Source organism: Pseudomonas cremoricolorata (assembly GCF_000759535.1).
Lineage (GTDB): Bacteria > Pseudomonadota > Gammaproteobacteria > Pseudomonadales > Pseudomonadaceae > Aquipseudomonas > Aquipseudomonas cremoricolorata_A.
In genome coordinates this window covers 2012580-2037826 of record NZ_CP009455.1, presented here as the reverse complement: position 1 = coordinate 2037826, position 25247 = coordinate 2012580, and the positions used below count along the sequence as shown (strand labels likewise).

22 protein-coding genes are annotated in these 25247 nt (G+C 64.4%); 14 read left to right on the top strand and 8 right to left on the bottom strand.

The genetic code is table 11. From position 1 onward, the window contains the following. Window positions 1–12: 12 nt before the first annotated feature. Together cydB and LK03_RS08845 are read right to left on the bottom strand one after the other, a co-directional pair. A complete protein-coding gene (gene cydB, locus LK03_RS08850; protein WP_038411981.1) occupies window positions 13–1020 on the bottom strand; it encodes a cytochrome d ubiquinol oxidase subunit II in 1008 nt (335 codons plus the stop codon). 2 nt (window positions 1021–1022) lie between these two features. Continuing rightward, the gene (locus LK03_RS08845) at window positions 1023–2459 is read right to left on the bottom strand and encodes a cytochrome ubiquinol oxidase subunit I (protein WP_038411980.1); all 1437 of its coding nucleotides are present in this window, start codon (window positions 2457–2459) and stop codon (window positions 1023–1025) included. Between the two features lie 351 nt (window positions 2460–2810). On the opposite strand from LK03_RS08845, the gene LK03_RS08840 reads away from it, so the two are divergent. The 5 genes from LK03_RS08840 to LK03_RS08820 all read left to right on the top strand — a co-directional run bounded on the left by LK03_RS08840 (window position 2811) and on the right by LK03_RS08820 (window position 9788). Continuing rightward, window positions 2811–4040, top strand: coding sequence for an MFS transporter (locus tag LK03_RS08840; RefSeq protein ID WP_038411979.1), 1230 nt, complete (start codon window positions 2811–2813; stop codon window positions 4038–4040). 176 nt (window positions 4041–4216) lie between these two features. Further along, on the top strand, window positions 4217–5512 hold the full coding sequence (locus tag LK03_RS08835; protein ID WP_038411978.1) for an NCS2 family permease: 1296 nt from the start codon (window positions 4217–4219) through the stop codon (window positions 5510–5512). Further along, the gene (trmA, locus tag LK03_RS08830) at window positions 5509–6594 is read left to right on the top strand and encodes a tRNA (uridine(54)-C5)-methyltransferase TrmA (protein ID WP_038411977.1); all 1086 of its coding nucleotides are present in this window, start codon (window positions 5509–5511) and stop codon (window positions 6592–6594) included. Before LK03_RS08835 ends, trmA begins: the two co-directional genes overlap by 4 nt. A gap of 149 nt (window positions 6595–6743) precedes the next feature. Beyond that, the gene (ypfJ, locus tag LK03_RS08825) at window positions 6744–7628 is read left to right on the top strand and encodes a KPN_02809 family neutral zinc metallopeptidase (RefSeq protein ID WP_038411976.1); all 885 of its coding nucleotides are present in this window, start codon (window positions 6744–6746) and stop codon (window positions 7626–7628) included. 204 nt (window positions 7629–7832) lie between these two features. Further along, complete coding sequence (locus LK03_RS08820) at window positions 7833–9788, top strand: methyl-accepting chemotaxis protein (protein ID WP_430962063.1); 1956 nt, start codon at window positions 7833–7835, stop codon at window positions 9786–9788. A 136-nt stretch (window positions 9789–9924) separates the two neighbouring features. On the opposite strand, the gene ggt is transcribed toward LK03_RS08820, so the two are convergent. The 3 genes from ggt to LK03_RS08805 form a co-directional block, all read right to left on the bottom strand. Continuing rightward, complete coding sequence (gene ggt / locus LK03_RS08815) at window positions 9925–11592, bottom strand: gamma-glutamyltransferase (protein ID WP_038411974.1); 1668 nt, start codon at window positions 11590–11592, stop codon at window positions 9925–9927. A 76-nt stretch (window positions 11593–11668) separates the two neighbouring features. Further along, entirely contained in the window at window positions 11669–12565 is an 897-nt protein-coding gene (locus LK03_RS08810; RefSeq protein ID WP_038411973.1) for a LysR family transcriptional regulator, read from the bottom strand. A gap of 86 nt (window positions 12566–12651) precedes the next feature. Next, entirely contained in the window at window positions 12652–13239 is a 588-nt protein-coding gene (locus LK03_RS08805) for an NAD(P)H-dependent oxidoreductase (protein WP_038411972.1), read from the bottom strand. Between the two features lie 171 nt (window positions 13240–13410). Between LK03_RS08805 and LK03_RS08800 the strand changes: the two genes are divergently transcribed. From LK03_RS08800 to LK03_RS08765, 8 genes are all read left to right on the top strand, one after another. Then, window positions 13411–13725: a putative quinol monooxygenase gene (locus LK03_RS08800; RefSeq protein ID WP_038411971.1), complete on the top strand. Its 315-nt coding sequence runs from the start codon at window positions 13411–13413 to the stop codon at window positions 13723–13725. Between the two features lie 256 nt (window positions 13726–13981). Beyond that, a complete protein-coding gene (locus tag LK03_RS08795) occupies window positions 13982–14587 on the top strand; it encodes a CDP-alcohol phosphatidyltransferase family protein (RefSeq protein WP_038411970.1) in 606 nt (201 codons plus the stop codon). A gap of 28 nt (window positions 14588–14615) precedes the next feature. Beyond that, complete coding sequence (locus LK03_RS08790; RefSeq protein WP_038411969.1) at window positions 14616–16373, top strand: bifunctional alpha/beta hydrolase/class I SAM-dependent methyltransferase; 1758 nt, start codon at window positions 14616–14618, stop codon at window positions 16371–16373. After that, complete coding sequence (locus LK03_RS08785) at window positions 16370–17680, top strand: phosphatase PAP2/dual specificity phosphatase family protein (protein ID WP_038411968.1); 1311 nt, start codon at window positions 16370–16372, stop codon at window positions 17678–17680. The genes LK03_RS08790 and LK03_RS08785 overlap by 4 nt, the downstream gene beginning before the upstream one ends. After that, window positions 17677–18111, top strand: coding sequence for a hypothetical protein (locus tag LK03_RS08780; protein ID WP_038411967.1), 435 nt, complete (start codon window positions 17677–17679; stop codon window positions 18109–18111). The genes LK03_RS08785 and LK03_RS08780 overlap by 4 nt, the downstream gene beginning before the upstream one ends. A 9-nt stretch (window positions 18112–18120) precedes the next feature. Next, on the top strand, window positions 18121–18744 hold the full coding sequence (locus tag LK03_RS08775) for a lysophospholipid acyltransferase family protein (RefSeq protein WP_038411966.1): 624 nt from the start codon (window positions 18121–18123) through the stop codon (window positions 18742–18744). A 1-nt stretch (window position 18745) separates the two neighbouring features. Then, on the top strand, window positions 18746–19678 hold the full coding sequence (locus LK03_RS08770; RefSeq protein ID WP_038411965.1) for a phosphatidate cytidylyltransferase: 933 nt from the start codon (window positions 18746–18748) through the stop codon (window positions 19676–19678). A gap of 250 nt (window positions 19679–19928) precedes the next feature. Next, the gene (locus tag LK03_RS08765; RefSeq protein WP_038411964.1) at window positions 19929–20273 is read left to right on the top strand and encodes a cupin domain-containing protein; all 345 of its coding nucleotides are present in this window, start codon (window positions 19929–19931) and stop codon (window positions 20271–20273) included. A 102-nt stretch (window positions 20274–20375) separates the two neighbouring features. Here the strand turns inward: LK03_RS08765 and mmsB are convergent, their stop codons facing one another. Together mmsB and LK03_RS08755 are read right to left on the bottom strand one after the other, a co-directional pair. After that, the gene (gene mmsB / locus LK03_RS08760; protein ID WP_038411963.1) at window positions 20376–21263 is read right to left on the bottom strand and encodes a 3-hydroxyisobutyrate dehydrogenase; all 888 of its coding nucleotides are present in this window, start codon (window positions 21261–21263) and stop codon (window positions 20376–20378) included. 10 nt (window positions 21264–21273) lie between these two features. Then, complete coding sequence (locus LK03_RS08755) at window positions 21274–22809, bottom strand: CoA-acylating methylmalonate-semialdehyde dehydrogenase (protein WP_156109525.1); 1536 nt, start codon at window positions 22807–22809, stop codon at window positions 21274–21276. A gap of 126 nt (window positions 22810–22935) precedes the next feature. Here LK03_RS08755 and LK03_RS08750 point away from each other — a divergent pair, with 126 nt between their 5' ends. Next, the gene (locus LK03_RS08750) at window positions 22936–23880 is read left to right on the top strand and encodes a LysR family transcriptional regulator (RefSeq protein WP_038411962.1); all 945 of its coding nucleotides are present in this window, start codon (window positions 22936–22938) and stop codon (window positions 23878–23880) included. A 43-nt stretch (window positions 23881–23923) separates the two neighbouring features. On the opposite strand, the gene LK03_RS08745 is transcribed toward LK03_RS08750, so the two are convergent. Next, on the bottom strand, window positions 23924–25231 hold the full coding sequence (locus LK03_RS08745; protein ID WP_240478654.1) for an HlyD family type I secretion periplasmic adaptor subunit: 1308 nt from the start codon (window positions 25229–25231) through the stop codon (window positions 23924–23926). Window positions 25232–25247: the final 16 nt, after the last annotated feature.

The following is a 25247-nucleotide window of genomic DNA, read 5'->3' as shown; positions in this document are numbered from 1 at the left end:
GGTCATCTCCTGTCAGTGGTACCCATCGTCGTGGCTGACCTTGCCGCGGAACACGTAGTAGCTCCAGAACGTGTAGCCAAGGATGAACGGCAGGATGAACAGCGTGCCCACCAGCATGAAGCCCTGGCTCTGCGGCGGTGCGGCAGCCTCCCAGATCGAGATCGACGGCGGGATGATGTTCGGCCACAGGCTGATGCCCAGGCCGCTATAGCCCAGGAAGATCAGCACCAGGGTCAGCAGGAACGGCGTGTAGTGGGTATCCCGCGCCACCGCCCTGAGCAGCGCATAGAAGGTCACCATGACCAGAATCGGCACCGGCATGAACCAGATCAGGTTGGGCATGCTGAACCAGCGCTCGGCGATCTGCCCATAGGCCAGCGGCGTCCACAGGCTGACCACGCCGATCACTGCCAGCAACACCAGCGCCAACGGCCGCGCCAGGTCGTGCATGCGCTGGTGCAGCGGGCCGCTGGTTTTCATGATCAGCCAAGTGCAGCCCAGCAGGGTGTAGGCGACGATCAGCCCCAGCCCGCAGAACAGGCTGAAAGGTGTGAGCCAGTCGAGTGTGCCGCCTGCGAAATGTCGGTCGACCACCTTGAAGCCTTCGATGAACGCGCCCAGCGCCACGCCCTGGAAGAAGGTCGCCACCAGGGAACCCCAGATGAACGCCTTGTCCCACAGATGCCGCTTGGCATCACGTGCCTTGAAGCGGAATTCGAAGGCCACACCGCGGAAGATCAGCCCCACCAGCATCAGGATCAACGGCAGGTACAACGCCTCCAGCACCACCGCATAAGCCATCGGGAACGCGCCGAACAGCGCCGCCCCACCCAGCACCAGCCAGGTCTCGTTGCCGTCCCACACCGGCGCTACGGTGTTCATCATCACGTCGCGGTCGGCCTTGCCCTTGACGAAGGGAAAGAGCATGCCGATGCCTAAGTCGAAGCCATCCATCACCACGTACATCATCACTCCGAAGATGATGATCACGGCCCAGATCAGCGGAAGATCGATACCCATGTTCAGTTCCCCTCGTTCGGGCGAGCGGCGGCGTGTTCGCGGCCATCGTCAGCGGCAGACAATGGCCGCGCTGGCGTACGTTGTTGTCCCGGGCCACCGGATTGCGGCTGCTCGCCGACCGTGCTCTGCGGACCTTTGCGCACCAGGCGCATCATGTAGCCAAGGCCGGTGCCGAACAGCGCGAAGTAGACCACCACGAACATCACCAGGGTGATGCCCAGTTGCGTGTAGCTGTGGTTGGACACCGCGTCGGCGGTGCGCATCAGCCCATACACCACCCACGGCTGACGGCCGATCTCGGTGGTGAACCAGCCGGCGAGGATGGCGATCAGCCCCGAGGGCCCCATCCACAAGGTCAGATAAAGGAACGGCCGCGAGCTGTACAACTTGTCGCTGCGGCGCAGCCACAGGCTCCACAGGCCGACCAGAATCATCAGCATGCCCAGACCGACCATGATCCGGAACGACCAGAACACCACGGTCGAATTGGGCCGGTCTTCAGGGGCGAACTCCTTAAGCGCCGGCACCTGTTTATCCAGGCTGTGGGTCAGAATCAAGCTGCCCAGGGCTGGGATTTCCAGCTTGAAACGTGTGGTTTCAGCCTGCATGTCAGGCAAGCCGAAGAGGATCAGCGGCGTCGGCTCGCCCGGGTGGTTTTCCCAGTGGCCCTCGATGGCAGCGATTTTCGCCGGCTGGTGCTTGAGCGTATTGAGACCATGGAAGTCGCCGATCACCGCCTGCACTGGGGCAACGATCAACGCCATCCACATGGCCATCGAGAGCATCTTGCGCACCGCCGGGTTATCGCGCCCACGCAGCAAATGCCAGGCCGCCGAGGCGCCGACGAAGAACGCCGTGGCGACGAACGCCGCGGTGGCCATATGCATCAGGCGGTAGGGGAACGAGGGGTTGAAGATCACCGCCAGCCAGTCCACCGGAATCACCCGGCCATCGATAATCTCGTGGCCTTGTGGGGTCTGCATCCAGCTGTTGGAGGCCAGGATCCAGAAGGTCGAGATGATCGTGCCGACCGCCACCATCACCGTGGAGAAGAAGTGCAGGCCGCGCCCGACGCGGTTCCAGCCGAACAGCATGACGCCCAGGAAGCCCGCTTCGAGGAAGAAGGCAGTGAGCACTTCGTAAGTCAGTAACGGCCCGGTAATCGAGCCTGCGAATTCCGAGAAGCGGCTCCAGTTGGTGCCGAACTGATAGGCCATGACCAGGCCAGAGACCACGCCCATGCCGAAGTTGACGGCGAAGATCTTCGACCAGAAATGGTAGAGGTCGCGGTACACCTGCTCGTGGGTTTTCAGCCACAGCCCTTCGAGCACCGCCAGGTAGCTGGCGAGACCGATGGTGATGGCCGGGAACAGGATGTGGAACGACACGGTGAAGGCGAACTGAATTCGGGCAAGCTCAAGGGCTTCTAGGCCGAACATGGTGTTTCCTCGTCAGATGGTACGGCGGTACGGCACGCGGCCTACGCCCACTGCCCCCTCGAGTATCGAGCGCTGTCTGTTGGAATTGTTCTGTCGGATTACGGGGGTCCGGCTGCTCGCTGGCTGGCGAAAATTGATCCAGATCAATCGAGCACTGGAAGCATAGCCCCGAATGCCCCGACCCGACGTGTGGTTGAATGCCGCGTGACCCGTTGTCCCACCGCCTTTACCCAGTGGGTCGAAGCGTGCCCACCCCAGCAATCAGCAAACATTTGTTACAACCAGGTGATAGGCTCTGCCTGAGCCTGTAACGGCCGACCCGCACCGCTTCCCCGAGGTATCAGCCCACCGATGTCCGCCTCTCCTGTCCTGTTGCTACGCCACCAGCGCCCCTTCGTCGCCTTCTGGTTCGCCCGGGTGTTCACCGCCAGCGGTTTTCAGATGCTCACCGTGGCGATTGGCTGGCACCTGTATCAACTGACCGGCAATGTGCTCGACCTCGGCCTGGTGGGCCTGGTGGAGTTCGCCCCACGGGTGCTGTTCATGCTGCACACCGGTCACGTCGCCGACCGCTACGACCGACGCCGCGTGGCCGCGCTGTGCCAGACCTTGCAGGGCCTGATCGCACTGGGTCTGGCGGTCGGTAGCGCCACCGACAACGTCAGCCGCGAGTTGATTTTCCTTCTGGCGTTCCTGCTCGGCGCCACCCGCTCGTTCGAAATGCCGGCGACCCAAGCGCTGCTGCCCAACCTGGTGCCGGCAGCGCTGTTCCCGCGGGCGGTGGCGGCCTCCGCGTCGGCCACCCAGTCGGCGACCATCGTCGCCCCGGCCATCGGCGGCTTCCTGTATGCCTTCGGCAGCCTGTGGGTGTACGGCCCGACCGTGGCGCTGTACGCCATCGCCTGCCTGCTGACCCTGAGCCTCAAGGTGCGGCCACAGGTGATGCAGGCCGGTCGCGCCAGCCTCGACTCGCTGCTGGCAGGGGTGCGCTTCATTCGCAGCCGGCCGGATGTGCTCGGCGCCATCTCGCTCGACCTGTTCGCGGTACTGCTGGGCGGCGCCACAGCGCTGTTGCCGGTGTTCGCCAAGGACATCCTGTTCACCGGCCCCATGGGCCTGGGCCTGCTGCGCTCGGCGCCGGCGGTGGGGGCGCTGCTGATGTCGCTGTGGCTGGCGCGTTTTCCCTTCGAGCGCAAGGTCGGCCGCACCATGTTCACCGCCGTCGGCGTGTTCGGGGTGGCGACCATCGCCTTCGGCCTGTCGACCTCGTTCTGGTTCTCCCTGGCGGTGCTGGTGGTGCTCGGGGCGGCCGATATGATCAGCATGGTCATCCGCAGCGCCTTCGTGCAGTTGCAGACCCCCGATGAGATGCGCGGGCGGGTCAGCGCGGTCAACGGGCTGTTCATCGGCGCCTCGAACCAGCTCGGGGAGTTCGAGTCAGGGCTGACCGCGCACTGGTTCGGCACGGTGCCGGCGGTGGTGCTGGGCGGTGCCGGCACCTTGCTGGTCACCGGCCTGTGGATAAAGCTGTTTCCGACCCTGGCCAGGCGCGACCGCCTGCATCAACCGCCCGTCGCCTGACGCCCCGGCCCAGGCTGCGCAGTTCACCTGGCCGCTACATTCACTACCGTTCGCCGAACAGGCTGGTATGATGCGCGGCTTTTTTCCGCCCCGGAAAAACACGGCAGCCCTCGGGCGCTGTGCTTTGCTGATGGGGTCGATACATTCACGGCGCCGACGGCGACTTGGGAGCGGGCATGCTGGACAGGCTGTTTCAACTAAAAGCACACAACACCAACGTGCGTACCGAGATTCTTGCGGGCGTCACCACCTTCCTGGCCATGGCCTACATCCTCTTCGTCAACCCGAGCATCCTCGGCGAGACCGGCATGGACAAGGGCGCGCTGTTCGTCGCCACCTGCCTGGCCGCGGCCATCGGTTCGGTGACCATGGGCCTGATCGCCAACTACCCGATCGCCCTGGCCCCCGGCATGGGCCTGAACGCCTTCTTCACCTACACCGTGGTGCTGCACCAGGGGCACACCTGGCAAGTGGCGCTGGGCGCGGTGTTCCTCTCGGCGGTGCTGTTCTTCCTGCTGTCGATCTTCCGCATCCGCGAATGGATCGTGAACAGCATCCCGCTGCCGCTGCGCTCGGCCATCGCCGCTGGTATCGGCCTGTTCCTGGCGCTGATCGCGCTGCACAACGCCGGGATCGTGGTGGATAACCCGGCCACCCTGGTGGGCCTGGGCGATCTGCGCGCACCGGCACCGATCCTCGCCACCCTGGGCTTCTTCCTGATCGTCGGGCTGGAGTCGCTGAAGGTGCGCGGTGCCGTGCTGATCGGCATTCTCGCGGTTACCGTCGCCTCCATCGTGCTCGGTTTCACCCCGTTCGGTGGCGTGGTGTCGATGCCGCCGTCGCTGGCGCCGACCTTCCTGCAACTGGACATCGCCGGCGCCCTCGACGTGGCGCTGATCAGCGTGATCTTCGCCTTCCTGTTCGTCGACCTGTTCGACAACTCCGGCACCCTGATCGGCGTGGCCAAGCGTGCCGGGTTGATGGGCAAGGACGGCCACATGCCGAAAATGGGCCGCGCGCTGATCGCCGACAGCACCGCCGCCATGGCCGGCTCGCTGCTGGGCACCTCGACCACCACCAGCTACATCGAATCGGCAGCGGGCGTCAGCGCCGGTGGCCGCACCGGCCTGACCGCCATCGTGGTCGCCGTGCTGTTCCTGCTGGCGCTGTTCTTCGCGCCGCTGGCGAGCAGCGTGCCGGCCTTCGCCACCGCCCCGGCGCTGCTGTTCGTCGCCGTGCTGATGGCCTCGGGCCTGGCTGAAATCAACTGGGACGACATCACCGAAGCCGCACCGGTGATGGTCACCGCCCTGGCTATGCCGTTGACCTACTCGATCGCCAACGGCATCGCCTTCGGCTTCATCACCTGGACGGCCATCAAGCTGATCTCCGGCCGCTACCGTGACCTCAACGCGGCGCTAGTGATTCTTTCGGTACTGTTCGTCATCAAACTGGGCTGGTTCAACGCATGAGTGCTGCCTTCGATCCTTCGACCTACAGCGAACAACTCGCCGCCAAGGCGCAGCGCCTGCGCGAACTGCTGGCACCGTTCGCCGCCCCCGAGCCGCAGGTCTTCGATTCGCCGCAGGCGCACTATCGCCTGCGCGCCGAATTCCGTCTGTGGCGCGAAGCGGGCCAGCGTCATTACGCGATGTTCGCCCCCGGTGAAAAGCACACAGCCATTCTCATCGACGACTTCCCCATCGCCAGCCAGCGCATCAATGAGCTGATGCCGCGGCTCAAGGCCGCCTGGCAGCGCAATGAAGACTTGAGCAATCGCCTGTTCCAGGTCGAGTTCCTCACCACCCTGGCCGGCGATGCCATGGTCACGCTGTGCTATCACCGTCCGCTGGACGAGGCCTGGGAAGTCGCCGCCCAGGCGCTGGCCAGCGAGTTGGATGTCAGCATCATTGGCCGTTCCAAGGGCAAACGCCTGGTGATCGGCCGTGATTACGCGGTCGAGAAACTCGAGGTTGCCGGTCGAACCTTCAGCTACCGCCAGCCGGAGGGCGCCTTCACCCAGCCCAATGGCACGGTCAACCAGAAGATGCTCGGCTGGGCCTATGAGGCCATGGGCGAGCGCAGCGACGACCTGCTCGAGCTGTACTGCGGCAATGGCAACTTCACCCTGCCGCTGGCGACCCGGGTGCGCAAGGTGCTGGCCACCGAAATCAGCAAGACCTCGGTCAACGCCGCCCTGAGCAACCTCGACGAGAACGGCATCGACAACGTCTGCCTGGTGCGCCTGTCGGCAGAAGAGCTGACCCAGGCCCTCAACGAGGTGCGTCCGTTCCGCCGCCTGCAGGGCATCGACCTCAAGCAGTACGATTTCGGCACCGTGTTCGTCGACCCGCCGCGCGCCGGCATGGACCCGGACACCTGCGAGCTGACCCGGCGCTTCGAGCGCATTCTGTACATTTCGTGCAACCCGGAAACCCTGGCGGCGAACATCGCGCAACTGCACGACACCCACCGCATCGAGCGCTGCGCAGTGTTCGACCAGTTCCCCTATACCCACCACATGGAAAGCGGTGTGTTGCTGGTGCGTCGCTGAAGCATCACGCGCGTTGACTGGGGCTGTTTCGCAGCCCCTGCTGCGGCGCTCGTTCACCCCCACCTCGTTACCCCCCGCAGCAGCACCGCCCACACCTGAACTAATCTGCATGGGCAAAGCTCATACAGGCTTATTGCAGGAGAACTTCGATGGATTGGCGAAAAGGTCGGCGCAGCGACAATGTGGTGGATGCCCGCGGCTCGGGCGGTGGCGGCGGTATGCGCTTTGGTGGCGGCAAGGGCCTGGGCCTGGGCGCCATTCTATTGATCGTCGGCATCGGCTGGCTGACCGGCCAGGACCCGTTGCAGATCCTCGGCCAGCTCACCGGCCAGATGGAACAACGCCAGGCTGCCCCCGCCGGCACCGAGGGCAAGGCGCCGCCGGCCAACGACGAACAGGCCGAGTTCGTCTCGTCGATTCTGGGCGACACCGAAGACACCTGGAAGGCGCTGTTCGCCCAGTCCGGCCAACAGTACCGCGAGCCGAAGCTGGTGCTGTTCAGCGGGCAGGTGAATTCGGCCTGCGGCTTCGCCTCGGCGGCGGTCGGCCCGTTCTATTGCCCGGCCGACCAGCGCGTGTACCTCGACATGTCGTTCTTCCGCGAGATGGAAACGCGCTTCTCTGCCGCTGGCGACTTCGCCCAGGCCTACGTCATCGCCCATGAGATCGGCCACCACGTGCAGACCCTGCTGGGTGTGTCGAAACAGGTGCAGGCGGCGCGTCAGCGTGGCGAGCGCATGGAAGGCGCCAATGGCCTGCTGGTGCGTCAGGAGCTACAGGCCGACTGCTTCGCCGGGGTCTGGGCCTACCAGGCTCAGAAGCGCCTCAACTGGCTGGAGCCGGGTGATGTCGAAGAAGCCCTGAACGCTGCCAACGCCATCGGCGATGACCGTTTGCAGCAACAAGGCCAAGGCCGCGTGGTACCGGACTCGTTCACCCACGGCACCTCGGCGCAGCGCGTGCGCTGGTTCAAGACCGGCTTCGACCAGGGTGACGCACAGCGCTGCGATACCTTCAACGCCCGCAGCCTCTGACCCTCGCCTCCCGACCCTGACGGTTGCTCGACCGTCAGGGCCACTACACCGCCTCCCCCCTTCGCACTCAAAGGCGCCGCTCGGCAGGTATTTGCCAATCGTCGACGAATTCTGCTGAAAAAGCGTTTCAGCTCACCCGATGCCAGCCGATAACCCCTGACGACTCAGCGGGCTCTGAAGAACAACAACGCCCCGCGATCGAGAATGACGGAGCAAGACTTAATCTTCAGGAGTGCGTGCATGAACAGCTGGTTTGCCAACATCAGCGTGAATTTGAAACTGGGACTGGGCTTCGGCGTGGTTCTGCTACTGACCGGCCTGCTGGCCCTGACTGGCTGGTTCAGCGTCGGTGGCCTGATCGACCGCAGCAACTGGATGAGCGACATCGGTCAGCTCAACAAGGACCTCACCGAGCTGCGTGTTGCCCGCCTGCAGTACATGATCGCCAACGGCGACGACGCCTCGGCGGCCAACGTCCAGGCCAAGCTCGATACCTTCAGCGCGCAGCAGCAGCGCCTGACCAGCACCTTCAAGAGTGCCGAGAACGTCCGCCTGCTGGGCGAACTGGGCAAGACCATCGAGCAGTACAAGGCGTCCTTGAATCTGATGCGCAGTGGCTACAAGACCTCCTTGGCCGCACGCGAGCGCATGCAGGAGGCGTCTGCGCGTGCCGATGCCACCCTCGAAGCGCTGGCTAAAGCCATGCTGGCCCGCTCGGAACCCGACGGCATGCTGCTGGCACACTACCAACTGACCAGCGAAGCGCGTCTGCAACTGCAGCGGCTGATCGTCGACGTGCGTGGCTACATCGCCGACAGCAGTGCCGCCAACGAGCGCACCGCCCTCAACCAGTTGCAGAGCACCGTCAGCGCGGCAGCCGACCTGCAAGCGCAACTGCCGCGCGACGCCGACGGCGCCCAGCGCTTCACCGCGCAGGTCGGGGTATATCGCGATGCGGTGCAGTCGTTCCGCGAAGCGGTCGCCACCATCGCCAAGGCCCGCCAGGAAATGACCGTCGAAGGCGCCGATATCGTCAAGACCAGCAATGCCCTGTACCAACTGCAACTCGATCGCCGCGACAGCGAGAGCGCCCAGGCGCGCACCTTGCAGATCGGCGCCACCTTGCTGGCCCTGTTGTTCGGCATCATCGCTGCAATCGTCATTACCCGGCAGATCACCAAGCCGTTGCAGGAAACCCTGAGCGTGGTCGAACGCATCGCCAGTGGCGACCTCACCCACACCCTGCACGTCAAGCGCCGTGACGAGCTGGGCGTGCTGCAACAGAGTATCGGCCACATGGGCACCACCCTGCGTGAACTGATCGGCGGCATCCGCGATGGCGTCACGCAGATCGCCAGCGCCGCCGAGGAACTGTCGGCAGTGACCGAACAGACCAGCGCCGGGGCCAACAGCCAGAAAGTCGAGACCGATCAAGTCGCCACCGCCATGCACGAAATGGCCGCCACCGTGCAGGAAGTTGCGCGCAATGCCGAGCAGGCTTCGGTTGCCGCCACCAGCGCCGACGGTGTCGCCCGCGATGGCGAGCGCGTGGTGGGCGAGGCGATCTCGCAGATCGAGCGCCTGGCCGGTGAAGTGCACCGCTCCAGCGAAGCGATGAACAGCCTGCAACAGGAAAGCCAGAAGATCGGCAGCGTCATGGACGTGATCAAGTCGGTGGCCGAGCAGACCAACCTGCTGGCCCTCAACGCCGCCATCGAAGCCGCCCGTGCCGGTGAGGCCGGCCGTGGCTTCGCCGTGGTCGCCGACGAGGTGCGCGGCCTGGCGCAACGTACGCAGAAATCCACCGAGGAAATCGAAGCGCTGATCGAGGGCCTGCACAAAGGCACGCAACAGGTCGCCACGGTCATGCTCGGCAGCCGCGAGCTGACCGACAGCAGCGTCGAGCTGGCACGCCGGGCCGGCGACTCGCTGGGCACCATCACCGGAACGGTGTCGAGCATCCAGGCGATGAACCAGCAGATCGCCGCCGCTGCCGAGCAGCAAGGCGCCGTGGCCGAGGAAATCAGCCGCAGCATCCTCAACGTACGCGACGTCTCGGAACAGACCGCCGCCGCCAGCGACGAAACCGCTGCCTCCAGCGTGGAACTGGCACGGCTGGGCGGGCATTTGCAGATGCTGGTGAGTCAGTTCAAGGTGTGATTCAGGGGCGCCTTGCGCACCTCTGAGACTTGCATGGCCTGAGAGATTTTTCGCGGCTAAAGCCGCTCGTACACAATTTCTTGTAGGAGCGGCTTTAGCCGCGAATCGCCTGCCGCCTTATCAAAATCCTCGCAGGCTACCGCACAATCACCCCAACCCCACGCCCGCGGGGATCGGAAGCGGTTTCCACGCGCTCGCCGGTCACCCGAATCGCCTGCACATCGCCCATGTTCCAGCCCTGGTCTTCCAGGGTGTAGCCCATCTTCTTGAGTTCAGCGGCCACAGGCCCGGTCAGCGGCGCATAGCTGTCGTAATAGATCGTGTCCTTGGGCAGCAACTGATGGTGTACGCGCTGGGCGGCGACGGCTTTTTCCAGCGGCATGTCGTAGTCATACAGGTTGTTCAGCACCTGGAAGATCGAGGTGAAAATCCGCGAGCCGCCTGGGGTGCCGAGCACCAAGGTGACCTTGTAGTCGCGGGTGACCAGAGTCGGGCTCATCGACGACAGCATGCGCTTGCCCGGCTCGATGGCATTGGCGTCGCCGCCAATCACCCCAAACACATTGGCGGTACCGGGCTTGACGCTGAAATCGTCCATTTCATCGTTGAGCAAAAAGCCCGCGCCCTTGACCACCACACCACTGCCGTAGTCGAGGTTGAGGGTGTAGGTGTTGCTCACCGCATTGCCCTCTTTGTCGACGATGGAAAAATGCGTGGTCTGGTGCGACTCCAGGCCCGGCTTGATCGACTCGGTGGCCGAGATCGCCTGCGGGTTGACCTGGGCGGCGCGCTGCGCCAGGTAGTCCTTGGCCATCAGGCGCACCATGGGGACCTGGGTGAACGCCGGATCGCCGAGGTAGTCGGCGCGGTCGGCGAACACACGTTTTTCGATTTCCGCCAACAGGTGGATATAGCGCGCCGAGTTGTGCGGCACGCCTTTGAAGTCGTCAGCACGGACCTCCTTGATGCCCAGCAACTGCGCCAGGGCGATACCGCCCGAGCTCGGCGGCGGCGCGGTGTAGACGATGTTGCCGCGCCACTCGATGGCCACCGGGTCGCGCCACAGCGCTTTGTAATCACGTAGGTCGTCGGCAGTGATCAGGCCCTTGTCGGCTTTCATCTGCGCCACCAGCAGTTCAGCGGTCTTGCCCTGATAGAACTCGGCGGCGCCTTTGTCTGCGATGCGTTCGAGGGTCTTGGCCAGCTCCGGCTGCTTGAACGGCTCGCCGACTTTCATGCTGCCGAAATAGTCGTTGAAGTTGGTCCCGGCCTTGAACAGACGATGGGCATCGTCGCGATACTGATACTGTTTTTCGGCGATCTTGAAGCCATTGCGCGCGTAGCCAATGGCTGGGGTCAGCAGTTCGCTCCAAGGCAGCTTGCCGAATTGCTGATGGGCTTCCCACAAGCCCATCACGGTGCCAGGCACCCCGGCGGCGCGGGCGCCGACCAGGCTGAGGTTTTCGATCACCTGGCCTTTGTCGTCCAGGTACATGTTGCGGCTGGCGGCCTTGGGGGCCACCTCGCGGTAGTCGAGAAAATACGGGTTGCCGTCCATGAACAAGGCCATGAAGCCGCCGCCGCCAATGTTGCCGGCCTCGGGGTAGGTCACCGCCAGGGTGAAGGCGGTGGCCACAGCAGCGTCTACTGCGTTGCCGCCGCGCTTGAGAATATCGGCGGCCACCTGCGCGCCGTACTGGTCGGGCGCGGCCACTGCGCCGGCCTGCAAGGTCACGGCGTAACTGGCGGAGCTGGTGAAGATCGCGGCGGCTATGGCCACCGACTGGAACACAGTGATGCGCATGGGCACTTCCTTGGTCATTGTTCTTCTCGGCCTTTCATTAAGGCCCAAGCCCCGCGGTGCTGCAAACCGGCGTTGCTCAACAGGCATAGGCCGCCAGCTTGTGCTGGATGAAATCGAGGAAGCACTGGATGCGCAGGGCCAGTTGCGTGTTGCGGTAGTACACCGCGTGGATCGGCTGGCGATAGCCGCTGTTGGCGTCGGCCAGCAGCACCTGCAGGCGGCCGCTGCGGATGTCCTCGTGGGTCATGAAGTGCGACAGGCAGACGATGCCTTCTCCGGCCAAAGCCAGCGCGCGCAAGGTCTCGCCCGTGGAGGCCAGCAGCTGCGGACGGATGCTCCAGCGGTCACCTTCGGCGTGGCGCAGCGGCCAGTGGTTGAGGCTGTCCGGCTGGGTGAAACCGAGCAGGCAATGCTGCTCGAGGTCCTGCACCTGACGCGGCGTGCCGTGGCGCGCCAGGTAGCCGGGGCTCGCCAGCACCTGCAGTGGGCTGCAACCGAGCGAACGGGCATGCAGGCTGGAATCACTCAGCTCGCCGATGCGAATCGCCACATCGGTACGCTGTTCCAGCAGGTCGATGATCAGGTCATCGGTGTTCAGCTCCAGCTCGATGTCCGGGTACTGGCGGCGGAACTCACCGATCCAGGGCACGATCGCGTGCAGCATGAACGAGGTCGCGGCGTTGATGCGCAGGCGTCCGGCCGGGCTCTGGCGGTGCAGTGACAGGCGCTCTTCGAGCTCTTGCATCTGCCCGAGGATCAGCCGCGAGCGTTCGAGAAAGAACCGCCCCTCTTCGGTCAGCTCCATGCGCCGGGTGGTGCGATTGAGCAGAGTGGTGCCCAGCCGCGCCTCGAGCCGCGACAGGCTGCGGCTGAGCGAGGACGGTGTCTGCCCCAATTTTTCGGCAGCAGCGGAGATCGACCCACAGTCGATCACCGCGACGAATACTTGCAGTTCTTCTGAGCGCGTCTTCACAGCGGGCAGGCCTGTCTGGGGGTGGCCGATGATTGATAACGGCTCATCGCCGGCCCTGCAAGCCTGTTTGCCCTCAGCCATCGATTTCAGCCGCGTGCGAACACCTCGCCCAGGTGCGCCTGGTAACGAGCGACGGTGGCCGGCACGTCGGGGCGTTTCATCACATCCACCGCGAGGAAGGTCGGCAGTGCGGCCATGCCGAGGAACTGATGGGCCTTGTGGAACGGGAAGTACACGGCATCCACGCCCTTGCCCTCGAAGAAGTCGTGCGGGTCGTCGAAGGCCTGCTGCGGGGCATTCCAGGTGGCGGAAATCAGGTAGCGCTTGCCCTGGATGAGGCCGCCGCTGCCGTACTTCTGCGAGGCATCGCTGCGGGTGCGGCCATCGTTGGCGTAGAGGCTGCCGTGGCCTGCGGTGAACACCTCATCGAGGTACTGCTTGACGGTGTAGGGCGCGCCCATCCACCAGCCCGGCATCTGGTAGATCACAACATCGGCCCAGAGAAATTTCTGCACTTCTTCGTCGACATCGTAACCACCATCGATGAAGGTTTCGCGCACCTCGAAGCCGGGCTGGTCGAAGAACGCCACGGCGCTGTCGTGCAGGGTCTGGTTGAGGCGCCCGTCGGAATGGGCGAAGCGTTTGCCGCCGTTGAGCAGAAGGATGTGCTGCATGGAAAGCCTCTCGGGTCGTCGACCCAATCAATGAACAGGGCGGCAGACTACCCAGCGCACCCGCGATGAAACATCCATCTGCGGGCAAATGATACTTGCGCAAAAATCACGAATTGCGCGGTTGGCGTTGTCATAGACTCAGCCACTCCCACTTTCAGGAATCCGTTCACCATGACCGAACCCTACGCGTTCATTCTCAAAGCCAAGACCCGCGCAGAAAAAGCCGACGCCTTCGAACTGCTGTTCCGCGCCGCCGTGCAATCGAGCCGCGCTGAAAAAGGTTGCATCGAATACCACATGCTGCGCGACAAGAAAGACCCGAGCCTGTTCGTGTTCTTCGAGGTGTGGGCCAGTGAGGCCGACTTCCAGGAGCACCTGAAAAAACCGCACATGGTCACCTTCCACGAGCAACGCACCGAATACCTGGAAACCGATTTCGATATCCAGTCCATCGAGATGCTCAGCCCAGCCTCATCCAGCCGTTGAGCCCTTGTGCGACGTCAAGCGGGCCGAGCCGGGCACCGTACCAACAAGAAGGTGAGCGCCACCGGCAACCAAAGCGCTGGCCTGAGGTCTTGATAGAAACCCGAAAAAGGCGGCATGACAGGGATTGCCGGAGTGCGCGGGGTCGCGAGGCGGCCTGCACATGCACTGCATCACATCCGCATCCCTCATCACTTGCCCTGCCCCTGGGCGTTTGCCGACAATCGCCGCACCCAGCACCGTGAGAAGGATTTCCTGCATGCCGTCGATCTACCAGCTCAAGCCGCGTTTCCAGGCCTTGCTGCGCCCCAGCGTGGAGCGCCTGCACGCCCGCGGCGTGACCGCCAACCAAGTGACCCTGGCAGCGGCCGGGGTTTCGCTGCTGCTGGGCCTGCTGCTGGCCTGGCAGGTACAGGCCACCTGGTTGTTCCTGCTGGTGCCGCTGTGGATGCTGCTGCGCATGGCGCTCAATGCCATCGATGGCATGCTGGCCCGCGAATTCGGCCAGCAATCGACGCTCGGCGCCTACCTCAACGAACTCTGCGACGTGGTCGCCGACGCGGCGCTGTACCTGCCGTTCGCCCTGCTGCTGGGCGTGTCTGCGCCGCTGGTGGTGGTGGTCGTGCTGCTGGCGGTGATCAGCGAATACGCAGGCGTCATGGGGCCGCTGGTCGGCGCCTCGAGGCGCTATGACGGGCCGATGGGCAAGAGCGACCGCGCCTTCGTCTTCGGCGTGATCGGCGCCGGCGTTGGCTGCGCCGTGCTGCCGGCCAGTTGGATCAACGGCCTGCTGGCGGTGGTTCTGCTGCTCTCGCTGTATACCCTCTACAACCGGGTTCGCCATGGCCTGAGCGAAACCCGCTGAGCCCTCCTGACGGACAAGGAACCTCACCATGCGCCAAGCGCAATCGCTGCATTTCTCAACCCATGATGGCGTCGAGTTGCACTACCGCCACTGGCCAGCCACCCGTAACGAGCATCAGCCCCGCCGCGCCGTGGTGATGTTCCACCGCGGCCATGAACACGGCGGGCGCCTGGCGCACCTGGCCGATGAGCTGGACATGCCCGGCTACGACTTCTTCGCCTGGGATGCCCGCGGCCACGGCCACTCGCCCGGCGCCCGCGGCGACAGCCCAGGCTTTGCCACCAGCGTGCGCGATGTGCAGACCTTCATCGAGCATGTGCAACGTACCCACGGCATCGAGCAGCACAACATGGTGGTACTGGCGCAAAGCGTCGGCGCCGTGCTGATCGCCACCTGGGCGCACGATTACGCACCCAAGGTGCGTTGCCTGGTGCTGGCCTCGCCGGCTTTCAAGGTCAAGCTGTACGTGCCCTTCGCCCGCCCCGGCCTGAAGCTGCTGAAAAAGCTGCGCGGCAACTTCTTCGTCAACAGCTACGTCAAGCCGCGCCTGCTCACCCATGACCCGCAGCGGGTGATGTCGTACCGCGCCGACCCGCTGATCAGCCGGCCGATTTCGGTAACCATGCTGCTGGGCTTGTACGAGGCCGCAGACCGCGTGGTGGCCGATGCCCAGGCCATCCAGTTGCCGACGCAGTTGCTGGTGTCGGGGGCTGATCTGGTGGTCGAACGCGCCCCGCAGGAACGCTTCTTCGAGCGCCTGGGCAGTGCCCGCAAGGAAATGCACCTGCTGCCAGGGTTCTTCCACGACACCCTCGGCGAGCGTGATCGCGGCCATGTGCTCAGGCGCATCGAGCGCTTCGTCAGCCAGTGTTTCGACGCGCCGCTGCCGGCCCCTTCGCTGCTCGATGCCGACCGGGTCGGCGCCAGCTGCGCCGAAGCCGAAAGCCTGGCCGCGCCGCTACCGCGCCATTCGCCGCGCGACCTGTACTGGCGCGCCACCCGTGCCGGCCTGCGCCTGGGCAAGGGCCTGTCGGAGGGGGTGAAGCTGGGCTTTGACACCGGCTTCGATTCCGGCAGCACGCTCGACTACGTGTACCGCGACCTGCCCACCGGCAAAGGCCGACTGGGACGCATGATCGATCGCAACTACCTCGACGCCATCGGCTGGCGCGGCATTCGCCAGCGCAAGGTGCACGCCGAGGAGTTGTTGCGCGAGGCCATCGCGCGTTTGCACCAGCAGCAGCGCCCGGTGCATATCGTCGATATTGCCGCCGGCCACGGCCGCTACATCCTCGAAGCCCTGCAAGGCCTGCCGCAGTTGCCCGATTCGATTCTGCTGCGCGACTACAGCGAGCTGAACGTGCGCCAGGGCAGCGCGCTGATCGACGAAAAGGGCCTCGGCGCCATCGCCCAGTTCGTTCAGGGCGATGCCTTCGACCGCGATAGCCTGGCCAACCTGCCCACCCGCCCAACCCTGGCGGTGGTATCAGGCCTGTACGAGCTGTTCGCCGACAACACCCAGGTGGGCAACTCCCTGGCCGGGCTCGGTGACGCCGTCGAGGAAGGTGGCTACCTGATCTACACCGGCCAGCCGTGGCACCCACAGTTGGAGATGATCGCCCGTGCCCTGACCAGCCATCGCCAAGGCCAGGCCTGGGTCATGCGCCGGCGCAGCCAGGCAGAAATGGACCAACTGGTGGAGGCGGCAGGTTTCCGCAAGATCAGCCAACGCATCGACGAGTGGGGCATCTTCAGCGTCAGTCTGGCGCAACGGGTGAGTGAATGAACCCAGCCCGCGAGCCGCGGCTGATCCGCCGCGGGTTGTTGTGGCTGCTGCTGCTTGGCCCGTTGTTCTTCCTCAGCTACGGCCTGAGCAACAGCTACAGCGCAGGCCGCGCCGACGTCGGCAGCCTGGTGTTCGACTGGGAGCGGCATATGCCGCTGTGGCCGTGGACCATCGTGCCGTACTGGTCGATCGATCTGCTGTACGGGTTGTCGTTCCTGCTGCCGCTGAGCCGCCGGGAAATGGATCGCCACGCCTTGGCACTGCTCACCGCCCAGGTGCTGTGCGTGATCGGCTTCCTGCTCTGGCCGTTGCGTTTCACCTTCGAGCGACCGGCCCTGGAGGGGCTGTTCGGGATGATGTTCGACGTGCTGATGGGCTTCGACAAACCGTTCAACCAGGCACCCTCGCTGCACATCGCCCTGCTGGTGATCATCTGGACGATGTTCGCCCGTCACGTGCAGCGCCAGCCCTGGCGCTGGCTGGTACATGGCTGGATGGCGCTGATCGGCGTGTCGGTGCTGACCACCTGGCAACATCACTTCATCGACGTGCCCAGCGGTGCCCTGGTGGGACTGTTGTGCGTGTGGTTGTGGCCGGGCCATGGCGTGTTGCCATGGCAGCAGGCGCGTCTGGCACGTGAGCGCAAACGCTGGCTGCTTGCGACAGCCTATGGGCTGGGCGCGGCGCTGCTGCTGGTACTGGCACTCGACGTGGGTGGCCTGGCGCTGCTGTTGCTCTGGCCAGCGCTGTCATTGAGCCTGGTGGCGCTGAACTACGCCTGGCTGGGGCCGAGCGGATTTCAGAAAGGCCGCGATGGCCGCCTGTCCAGCGCCGCCTCTTGGCTGCTGGCGCCCTACCTGGCGGCAGCCTGGCTCAACTCGCGGCTGTGGACCCGGCGCCACCCGCAGGCCGATGAAGTGTGCGCCGGGGTATACCTCTGGCGCCTGCCCGGTGCCGGCCAGGCGAGCGGCTTCGCAGCCATCGTCGACCTGTGCGCCGAGTTGCCCTGCCGGGCCGAAGTGGCGCACTACCACAGCCTGCCCAGCCTCGACCTGATCGCCCCAGAGCACGCCACCCTGGCCGCGGCGGCCGAGGCTATCGAGCGTTCGCGTGGCCATGGCCCGCTACTGGTGTGCTGCGCCCTGGGCTACTCGCGCAGCGCCAGCGCAGTGGTCGCCTGGCTGCTGGCGAGCGGTCGCTGCGCCACCCTTGAACAGGCGTTGGCGCAGGTGCGTCAGGCGCGTCCCGGCGTGGTGTTGCGTGCAGCGCACCGCCAGGCGCTGCAAGTGCTGGAGCGGGCGCAATGAAGTTGCTGCTGACCGCCAGCCTGTTGCGCCGTGGCGCGCAGCTCGAGCGGGTGTCCGATGGCATCAGCCTGCTCGCCCTCGGCTATGCGCTGACGCCATTGCTGGGGCTGAAGCTGACCCTCGGCGCCAGCCTGCTGTGCGCCGTGCTGGTGCTGCTGGGCCTGGTGCACAAGTACTGGGCCGTGCGGGTGGCGCTGGATGCCGAGCTGTTCGCCAGCCTTGCCGCCCGCCACGCGACACTCATCGAAGCCACCCAGGCTCTCGACCAGGCATTGGCCGACCTGCGCCTGAAGCCGCCAGGCCCTGTCCCACGCAGCTGGGATTCGCGCTGCCAGGGCGCGTTGAGCCTGCTGCGCCGCCAGACCCTGTGTTTTGCCCTACAGACCGTGCTGCTGTTGGCTACCCTGCTGACACTGCCTTTCATCGGATGATCCCCACCCATGTTCGCTGACCTGACCGCCTTCATTATCACTTCCGCCGCGCGCCTGATCACCGGCGCACGGGCGTTGTGGCTTGGTTGCACACCGCAGCCGGTGCAACGCCTGTACTACGCCAACCACAGCAGCCACGGCGATTTCGTGCTGCTGTGGGCCTCACTGCCGGCCGAACTGCGCAAGCACGCGCGGCCGGTGGCGGGCGCCGACTACTGGTGCAAGCCCGGCATCCGTGAGTTCCTCATCCGCAAGGTGTTCAACGGCGTGCTGATCGACCGCCAACGTGGCGAGCCAGGCGACAACCCGCTGCAACCGGTGCTCGATGCGCTGGGCCAGGGTGACTCGCTGATCTTCTTCCCGGAAGGCACGCGCAACCTGGGCGAAGAGCAACTGTTGCCGTTCAAGAGCGGCCTGTTCCACCTGGCCGCGGCCAATCCGCAGATCGAGCTTGTGCCGGTGTGGATCGCCAACCTCAACCGGGTCATGCCCAAGGGTCGGGCGCTGCCACTGCCGTTGCTGTGCACCCTGAGTTTTGGCGAACCGCTGCACGCCATGGCCGATGAAAGCAAACCTGAGTTTCTCGAACGGGCCCGTGAAGCCTTGTTGAACCTGGCCCCCAAGGACGCCTGACATGGACGACAACACCCTCTCGCTGTTCGCCGGCATCGGCGCCCTGTTGCTGCTCGCCAGCCTGATCGGCCGTTTGCTGAAATGGCGCGCCGGCCCCGGCCCGCATGCCGTTATCGACAACCTCAACGCACGCATCAACGCCTGGTGGGTGATGGTGCTGGTCATCGGCCTCGCCTTCGTGTTCGGCAAGTACGGCGTGATCGTGCTGTTCTACTGCGTGTCGTTCTACGCACTGCGCGAATTCATGACCCTCACCCCGACCCGGCGCAGCGACTACCCGGCGCTGGCGGCCGCCTTCTACCTGGCACTGCCGGTGCAATACCTGCTGATCGCCAGCGACTGGTACGGCCTGTTCAGCATCTTCATTCCGGTGTACCTGTTCCTGCTGCTGCCGATTCTCGCCAGCCTCGGCGGCGACACCACGCGCTTTCTGGAACGCGCCTCGAAGGTGCAGTGGGGGCTGATGATCGCGGTGTACTGCGTGTCGGCGGTACCGGCGTTGATGACCCTGGAGATTCCCGGCTATGAAGGACGCAACCTGCTGCTGATCGCCTGGCTGATCATGGTGGTGCAGCTCAGCGACGTGCTGCAGTACGTGTGCGGCAAGCTGTTCGGCAAGCGCAAGGTGGCGCCCAACCTGTCGCCGTCCAAGACCCTCGAAGGCCTGCTCGGCGGCGTGGCGCTGGCAACGCTGATCGGCGCCCTGTTGTGCTGGATCACCCCGTTCAACTTCTGGCAGGCGGCGCTGATGGCGCTGACCGTCAACGCCATGGGCTTCTTCGGTGGGCTGGTGATGTCGGCGATCAAGCGCGACCGCGGGGTCAAGGACTGGGGCCACATGATCGAGGGGCATGGCGGCATGCTCGATCGCATCGACTCGGTGTGCTTCGCAGCGCCGGTGTTCTTCCACTTCGTGCGCTACTGGTGGGCGTAGGCTTTGTGCGAAAAGTCTTGAGACGCCGGGGAGACAAGGCGAAAACAGCCGAGGAAGCGGAGTTTACTGGTTGTAAATGAGCATTCCGAGGCTGTTTTCAACGCAGTATCACCAAGTATCAAGGCATTTCGCACAGAGCCTAATCCGGCGATAGCGCGAAGAGACAGCTTTGTGTCGAGTGCAGGCAACTGACGTGCGCGGGATGGGCCTATGGTGGCCTGTCATCCAGCGACCTTTCAGGAGCCTGCACATGTCTGATTTCATCACCGTCCTGCGCGAAACCTGCCCCACTCCGGTAGTCGACGCCACCAAGTGGAAACGCATCGGCGGCGAGCCGCACACAGTCAACCTCAACGCCTACCTGTCGGCTGACGGCAGCAAGATCATGGGCACCTGGATCTGCACCCCAGGCAAGTTCGAGGTCAACTACGACAAGTGGGAGTTCTGCCACTTCCTCGAAGGCTACTGCATCATCACCCCCGAAGGCGAAGAGCCCAAGCACCTCAAAGGCGGCGACGTGTTCGTCATCGAACCGGGGATGAAAGGCACCTGGGAAGTGGTCGAGACCGTGCGCAAGTACTTCGTTTTCGCCTGATCCGTTTACCAGGCTAATTCGCGGCTGAACCGGAACGCCGCCTGCTCCGGTTTAGCCGCGATGGGCCGGCAACACCGGCCCGCTGTACTGCCCTACAGTCTCTCAGCCCTTGCGCCGATACCCCTCGACGATCGCCGAAAAATCCTTGCCGCCCTCGCCGCGCAGGCTCATCGCCTGGTACAGCTGCTGCGCCACTGCACCGAGAATCACGGGCTGGCGGGCCTGGCGCGCGGCCTCGGTGGCAAGACCCAGGTCCTTGAGCATCAGTTCAGCGCCAAAGCCGCCGGTATAACCGCGGGCAGCAGGCGCAGTGTCGATCACCCCGGGCCAGGGGTTGTAGGTGTCCGAGCTCCAGCAACGGCCGGTCGAGCTGTTGATGATGCCGGCCAGTACCTGGGTGTCGATACCCAGCGCATCGCCCAAGGCCATGGCCTCGGACACCCCCACCATCGAGATGCCCAGCAGCAGGTTGTTGCAGATCTTGGCGATCTGCCCGGTGCCGACGCCACCACAATGCACGATGTTGCGGCCCATCTGCTCGAGCACCGGTTTGAAGGTGGCGAACAGCTCGGCGCTGGCGCCGACCATGAAGGTCAGGGTGCCTGCCGCCGCGCCACCGGTGCCGCCCGACACCGGCGCATCGCCCAGTTCGACACCCTTGGCCGCAGCCGCTTCGGATACCTCACGGGCGGTCTGCGGATCGATGGTGCTGCAATCCAAAGTCGGCGTGCCGGCGCGGATACCCGACAACACGCCGTCATCACCGAGATAGACACTGCGCACATGGGCCGCCGCAGGCAGCATGGTGATCACCGCCTCGGCGTCAGCGGCGGCTGCCTTGGGCGAGGCGCTGATCTGCCCGCCCAGCTCGGCGAGTTCGGCCAGCACCGCCTGGTTGAGATCGAACAGGTTCAGTTGATGCCCGGCCTTGAGCAGGTTGCGCGCCATGGGTGCGCCCATGTTGCCCAGGCCGATGAATGCGATACGCATGGTGATCTCCTCAACGCAGGCTGATGGTGGTGTTGACGCCCTGATCGGCGCTGTCATCGTCGAACCAGCGCGCAGTCACGGTCTTGGTCTGAGTGTAGAACTGCACCACTTGCTTGCCGTACGGGCCGAGGTCGCCAAGCTTGGAGCCGCGCGAGCCGGTGAAGCTGAAAAACGGCACCGGCACCGGAATCGGAATATTGATGCCCACCTGGCCAACGTCGATTTCATTCTGGAACTTGCGCGCGGCCGCGCCACTTTGCGTGAACAGCCCGGTGCCGTTGCCGAACGGGTTGCGGTTGACCAGCGCAATGGCCTCATCGAGGGTATCGACCGCCAGCGTCACCAGCACCGGACCGAAGATTTCCTGGGTGTAGATCTGCATATCGGTGGTCACCCCCGAGAACAACGTCGGGCCGACGAAGTTGCCCTGCTCGTAGCCCGGCACCTGCACGCCTCGGCCGTCCAGCTCAAGGGTCGCGCCCTCGCTGACGCCGCTGTCGATCAGCCCCAGCACCCGTTCCAGCGCCTGGCGCGACACCACAGGCCCCACGTCGGTGCCCGCTTCGCAACCGGCGTTGACCTTGAGCTTGCTGGCAGCAGCCTTGATGTCGGGCAACCATTCGCGAGCCTTGCCCACCAGCACAGCCACCGAGGTGGCCATGCAGCGCTGCCCGGCTGCGCCGAAGGCGGCACCGACCAGCGCGTTGACGGTTTGCGTGCGGTTGGCATCGGGCAGCACCACAGCATGGTTCTTCGCCCCCATCATCGACTGCACGCGTTTGCCGTGCTGGCTGGCAAGGTTGTACACGTGGGTGCCCACTGCGGTAGAGCCAACGAAAGAGATCGCCTTGATGTCCGGGTGGGTACACAGCCCGTCGACCACCTGCTTGCCGCCGTGCACCACGTTCAGCACACCTGGCGGCACGCCGGCTTCCAGCGCCAGCTCGACCAGCATCATGGTCGACAGTGGGTCCTGCTCGGAAGGTTTGAGCACGAAGGTATTGCCGCAGACGATGGCCATGGGGAACATCCACAGCGGAATCATCGCCGGGAAGTTGAACGGGGTGATGCCGGCACAGACACCGATTGGCTGGCGCAGGGTGTAGGTGTCGACACCACCGGCCACGTTCTCGGCAAACTCGCCCATTTGCAGGCTGCCGATGGAGGCCGCGTGCTCGACCACTTCCAGGCCGCGGAAAATGTCACCTTCGGCATCGGCCAGGGTCTTGCCCTGCTCGGCACTGAGGGTCTGGGCGATGCGCTTGCTGTGTTCGCGGATCAACGCCTGGAGCTTGAGCATGATGCGCATGCGTGCGCCGATGGGGGTGTCGCGCCAGCTGTGGAAGGCCCTCTGCGCGGCGGCGACCGCCTCGTTCAGTTCCGCTTCGGTGGCGAACGGCACCCGCGCCAGCACTTGCTGGGTGGCCGGGTTGACGATGTCGCGCCACTCGCTGGAGGTCGATTCACGCCACTGCCCATCGATCAGCAGCTTGACCTGTTCGACCTGGGTGGGTTGTTGGGATTGGGCGGGGTTCACTGCGTTCATCGGCGTGCTCCTTGGAATTATTGTTGGGGCGCGATTGCCGGCGCCGGCTGAGATAGCGCCGCTGGGATGAATTCGAGTATAGATATGCATTCATCCCATAAGAACGCATAAAAAAACCGGATCAACATGCAAAAAGACCCGACCTCCCTCAGTGCACTGAACTGGGATGACTTGAAGTTCTTCCTAGAAGTGGCGCGCACGCGCAAAGCCAGCAGCGCGGCGAAACGCCTGGGCGTCGACTACACCACGGTGTCGCGGCGCATCGCCTCGCTGGAAAGTGCCTTGGGCACGTTGTTGTTCGAGAAATCCCGCAGTGCCGGCTTCGTGCTGACCCGTGAAGGCCAGCGCCTGCTGAGCTACGCCGAATCCATCGAAAGCACCCTGCACATGGCCTGCGAGCAGGTGTCGGGTTCGAGCATGGCGTTGTCCGGGCATGTGCGCATGGGCTGCACGGAAGGTTTCGGCAGCTTCTTCATCACCCCGCAACTGAGCCACTTCGTCGAAGCCTTCCCGGCCATCTCGGTCGATATTCTGCCGCTGCCGCATTTCATCAGCCTGTCCAAGCGCGAAGCCGACATCGTCATCGCCCTGGAACGCCCCGAGCACGGCCCCTACGTGTGCTGCAAACTGTGCGACTACCGCCTGCGCCTGTACGCCACCCAGGATTATCTAGACCGCCACGCGCCCATCACCCAGGTCAGCGACCTGCGCCAACACCCGTTCATCAGCTACGTCGACGACCTGGCCTTCAGCTCCGAACTGCTCTACCTCAACAACCTCATCCCCGGCGCCCAGGCGCACCTGCGCAGCACCAGCGTCATCGCCCAGTACACCGCCACCCTGCAAGGTCGCGGCATGGCCATCCTGCCCTGCTTCCTCGCCGCGCAAGACCCTCGCCTGATCGCTGTGCTACCGGAGCAAATCGAAGTCACCCGGCAGTTCTGGATGTACTGCCGCGAGGATCTGCGCACGTTGAAGCGGATTACGTTGTTGTGGGATTACATTCGGCAGGTGACCGAGGCCAATAAGGGGTTGTTGAGTGGGGAAACGCGGGAGATACGGTTTGCCTGACATTGGGTATATCGCTCGATTACAACCCGCAAGCATTTCCCATCTAACGTTCATGCAAGCTCTCGCGCCCCATGACCTCCAGCGGCGTCAGGAAGTAGCTGATCAAGCGACGCTGGCGGGTGGTGATTTCTGCGGTCACAGCCATTCCAGGTGCGAGGGCCAACGCCGGTCCATCAGGACGCTGTAACCAGGGACTCTCAAGACGGATCCGCACCGCATACACCAATCCACGCTCCGGGTCTTCGATGGCATCCGGCGAGACGCTGGTGACGATGCCCGACACCAGCCCATAGCGGGTGTAGCTGTACGTCTCGACCTTGACTTGCGCCACCTGCCCCGCCTGTACGAAACCCACGTCCTTGTTCGCCAAAAAAGCCTCGACCTCGATGACCGCGTCCCTAGGCACGATTACCATCAGCGGCTGAGCCTCGGTAGCGACGCCTCCGACCGTGTGTACGGCCAACTGTTGCACCGTACCGTCGACCGGCGCGCGCAGTGTGCGTTGGGTATGCCGCAGTCGAGCCTTGTCCAGCTCCTGTTCCAGAGCGTTCTCCCTGAGCTCGGCCTCATGCTGCAGGTCCAGCGATGTGCGCCGGTGCTGGGCCAGGATGATCGTTCGTCGGTAGGCCGCAGCCTCCAGCGCAGCGGCCACTTCGCTGCGCCGGGCGAGCAACTGGTCAAGCTCACGCTTTTGCTGGAGGTACTCGTGCTTGCGTTGCAAGTACTGGTGTTTGGCAACCGCGTGCTCAGCAAGAAGCTGTCCGTAGTCATTCATCAGCTCTTGGGCAATGGGGAGCGACTGTTGCAACGCATCTGACGCAACGTCGATCGAGGCGAGCTCATGTTCTGCACGTTTGACTTCGGCAGCAGCGTGATCGAGCTGACTTCGCACTTCCAGGTACTGGCCGTCCAACCACCGCTGTACCGCCAGGCGTTTGCTGCCCTCGACGTCGGCCAACTGTTCGCTCGAAAGCTCTGGAGGCTGGTGGCTGTCCATGCTTGCGAGCATGGCTACAGAACGTGCCGCATCGATACGTGCCGAAAGCACATCTGCACTCAGTCGCAGAAGATCTGCCGTCGTTGCCCGAGGTTCAAGCTCAACCAGGATGTCGCCGGCGGTCACTCGCTGACCATCCTGCACGTTGATTGCCTTGATCACGCCGCTCTCACTGGGCTGTATCACCTTGCTACGTCCACTTGGCACAACTCGGCCATCAGCCGTGGCTACCACATCGACCCTGCCCACGATCGCCCAGGTCAATACAAGCACAAGGGCTGCAATAATCAGCCTTTGCAGCAGTCGCGGGAACGCGTGGGGCGGGCGTTGCTGCAGCGCCAGCACCGGTGCCATGAACTGCCACTCCTGG

What these genes read in the sequence shown, in the direction of transcription:
- LK03_RS08780 (WP_038411967.1), top strand. Translation starts at nt 17,677, where the DNA reads ATGAAGTTGCTGCTGACCGCCAGCCTGTTGCGCCGTGGCGCGCAGCTC.
- LK03_RS08805 (WP_038411972.1), bottom strand. Translation starts at nt 13,239, where the DNA reads ATGCAGCACATCCTTCTGCTCAACGGCGGCAAACGCTTCGCCCATTCC.
- LK03_RS08785 (WP_038411968.1), top strand. Translation starts at nt 16,370, where the DNA reads ATGAACCCAGCCCGCGAGCCGCGGCTGATCCGCCGCGGGTTGTTGTGG.
- ypfJ (WP_038411976.1), top strand. Translation starts at nt 6,744, where the DNA reads ATGGATTGGCGAAAAGGTCGGCGCAGCGACAATGTGGTGGATGCCCGC.
- LK03_RS08845 (WP_038411980.1), bottom strand. Translation starts at nt 2,459, where the DNA reads ATGTTCGGCCTAGAAGCCCTTGAGCTTGCCCGAATTCAGTTCGCCTTC.
- LK03_RS08835 (WP_038411978.1), top strand. Translation starts at nt 4,217, where the DNA reads ATGCTGGACAGGCTGTTTCAACTAAAAGCACACAACACCAACGTGCGT.
- ggt (WP_038411974.1), bottom strand. Translation starts at nt 11,592, where the DNA reads ATGCGCATCACTGTGTTCCAGTCGGTGGCCATAGCCGCCGCGATCTTC.
- trmA (WP_038411977.1), top strand. Translation starts at nt 5,509, where the DNA reads ATGAGTGCTGCCTTCGATCCTTCGACCTACAGCGAACAACTCGCCGCC.
- LK03_RS08790 (WP_038411969.1), top strand. Translation starts at nt 14,616, where the DNA reads ATGCGCCAAGCGCAATCGCTGCATTTCTCAACCCATGATGGCGTCGAG.
- LK03_RS08800 (WP_038411971.1), top strand. Translation starts at nt 13,411, where the DNA reads ATGACCGAACCCTACGCGTTCATTCTCAAAGCCAAGACCCGCGCAGAA.
- LK03_RS08795 (WP_038411970.1), top strand. Translation starts at nt 13,982, where the DNA reads ATGCCGTCGATCTACCAGCTCAAGCCGCGTTTCCAGGCCTTGCTGCGC.
- mmsB (WP_038411963.1), bottom strand. Translation starts at nt 21,263, where the DNA reads ATGCGTATCGCATTCATCGGCCTGGGCAACATGGGCGCACCCATGGCG.
- LK03_RS08770 (WP_038411965.1), top strand. Translation starts at nt 18,746, where the DNA reads ATGGACGACAACACCCTCTCGCTGTTCGCCGGCATCGGCGCCCTGTTG.
- LK03_RS08840 (WP_038411979.1), top strand. Translation starts at nt 2,811, where the DNA reads ATGTCCGCCTCTCCTGTCCTGTTGCTACGCCACCAGCGCCCCTTCGTC.
- LK03_RS08775 (WP_038411966.1), top strand. Translation starts at nt 18,121, where the DNA reads ATGTTCGCTGACCTGACCGCCTTCATTATCACTTCCGCCGCGCGCCTG.
- LK03_RS08745 (WP_240478654.1), bottom strand. Translation starts at nt 25,231, where the DNA reads ATGGCACCGGTGCTGGCGCTGCAGCAACGCCCGCCCCACGCGTTCCCG.
- LK03_RS08820 (WP_430962063.1), top strand. Translation starts at nt 7,833, where the DNA reads ATGACGGAGCAAGACTTAATCTTCAGGAGTGCGTGCATGAACAGCTGG.
- LK03_RS08765 (WP_038411964.1), top strand. Translation starts at nt 19,929, where the DNA reads ATGTCTGATTTCATCACCGTCCTGCGCGAAACCTGCCCCACTCCGGTA.
- cydB (WP_038411981.1), bottom strand. Translation starts at nt 1,020, where the DNA reads ATGGGTATCGATCTTCCGCTGATCTGGGCCGTGATCATCATCTTCGGA.
- LK03_RS08750 (WP_038411962.1), top strand. Translation starts at nt 22,936, where the DNA reads ATGCAAAAAGACCCGACCTCCCTCAGTGCACTGAACTGGGATGACTTG.
- LK03_RS08755 (WP_156109525.1), bottom strand. Translation starts at nt 22,809, where the DNA reads ATGAACGCAGTGAACCCCGCCCAATCCCAACAACCCACCCAGGTCGAA.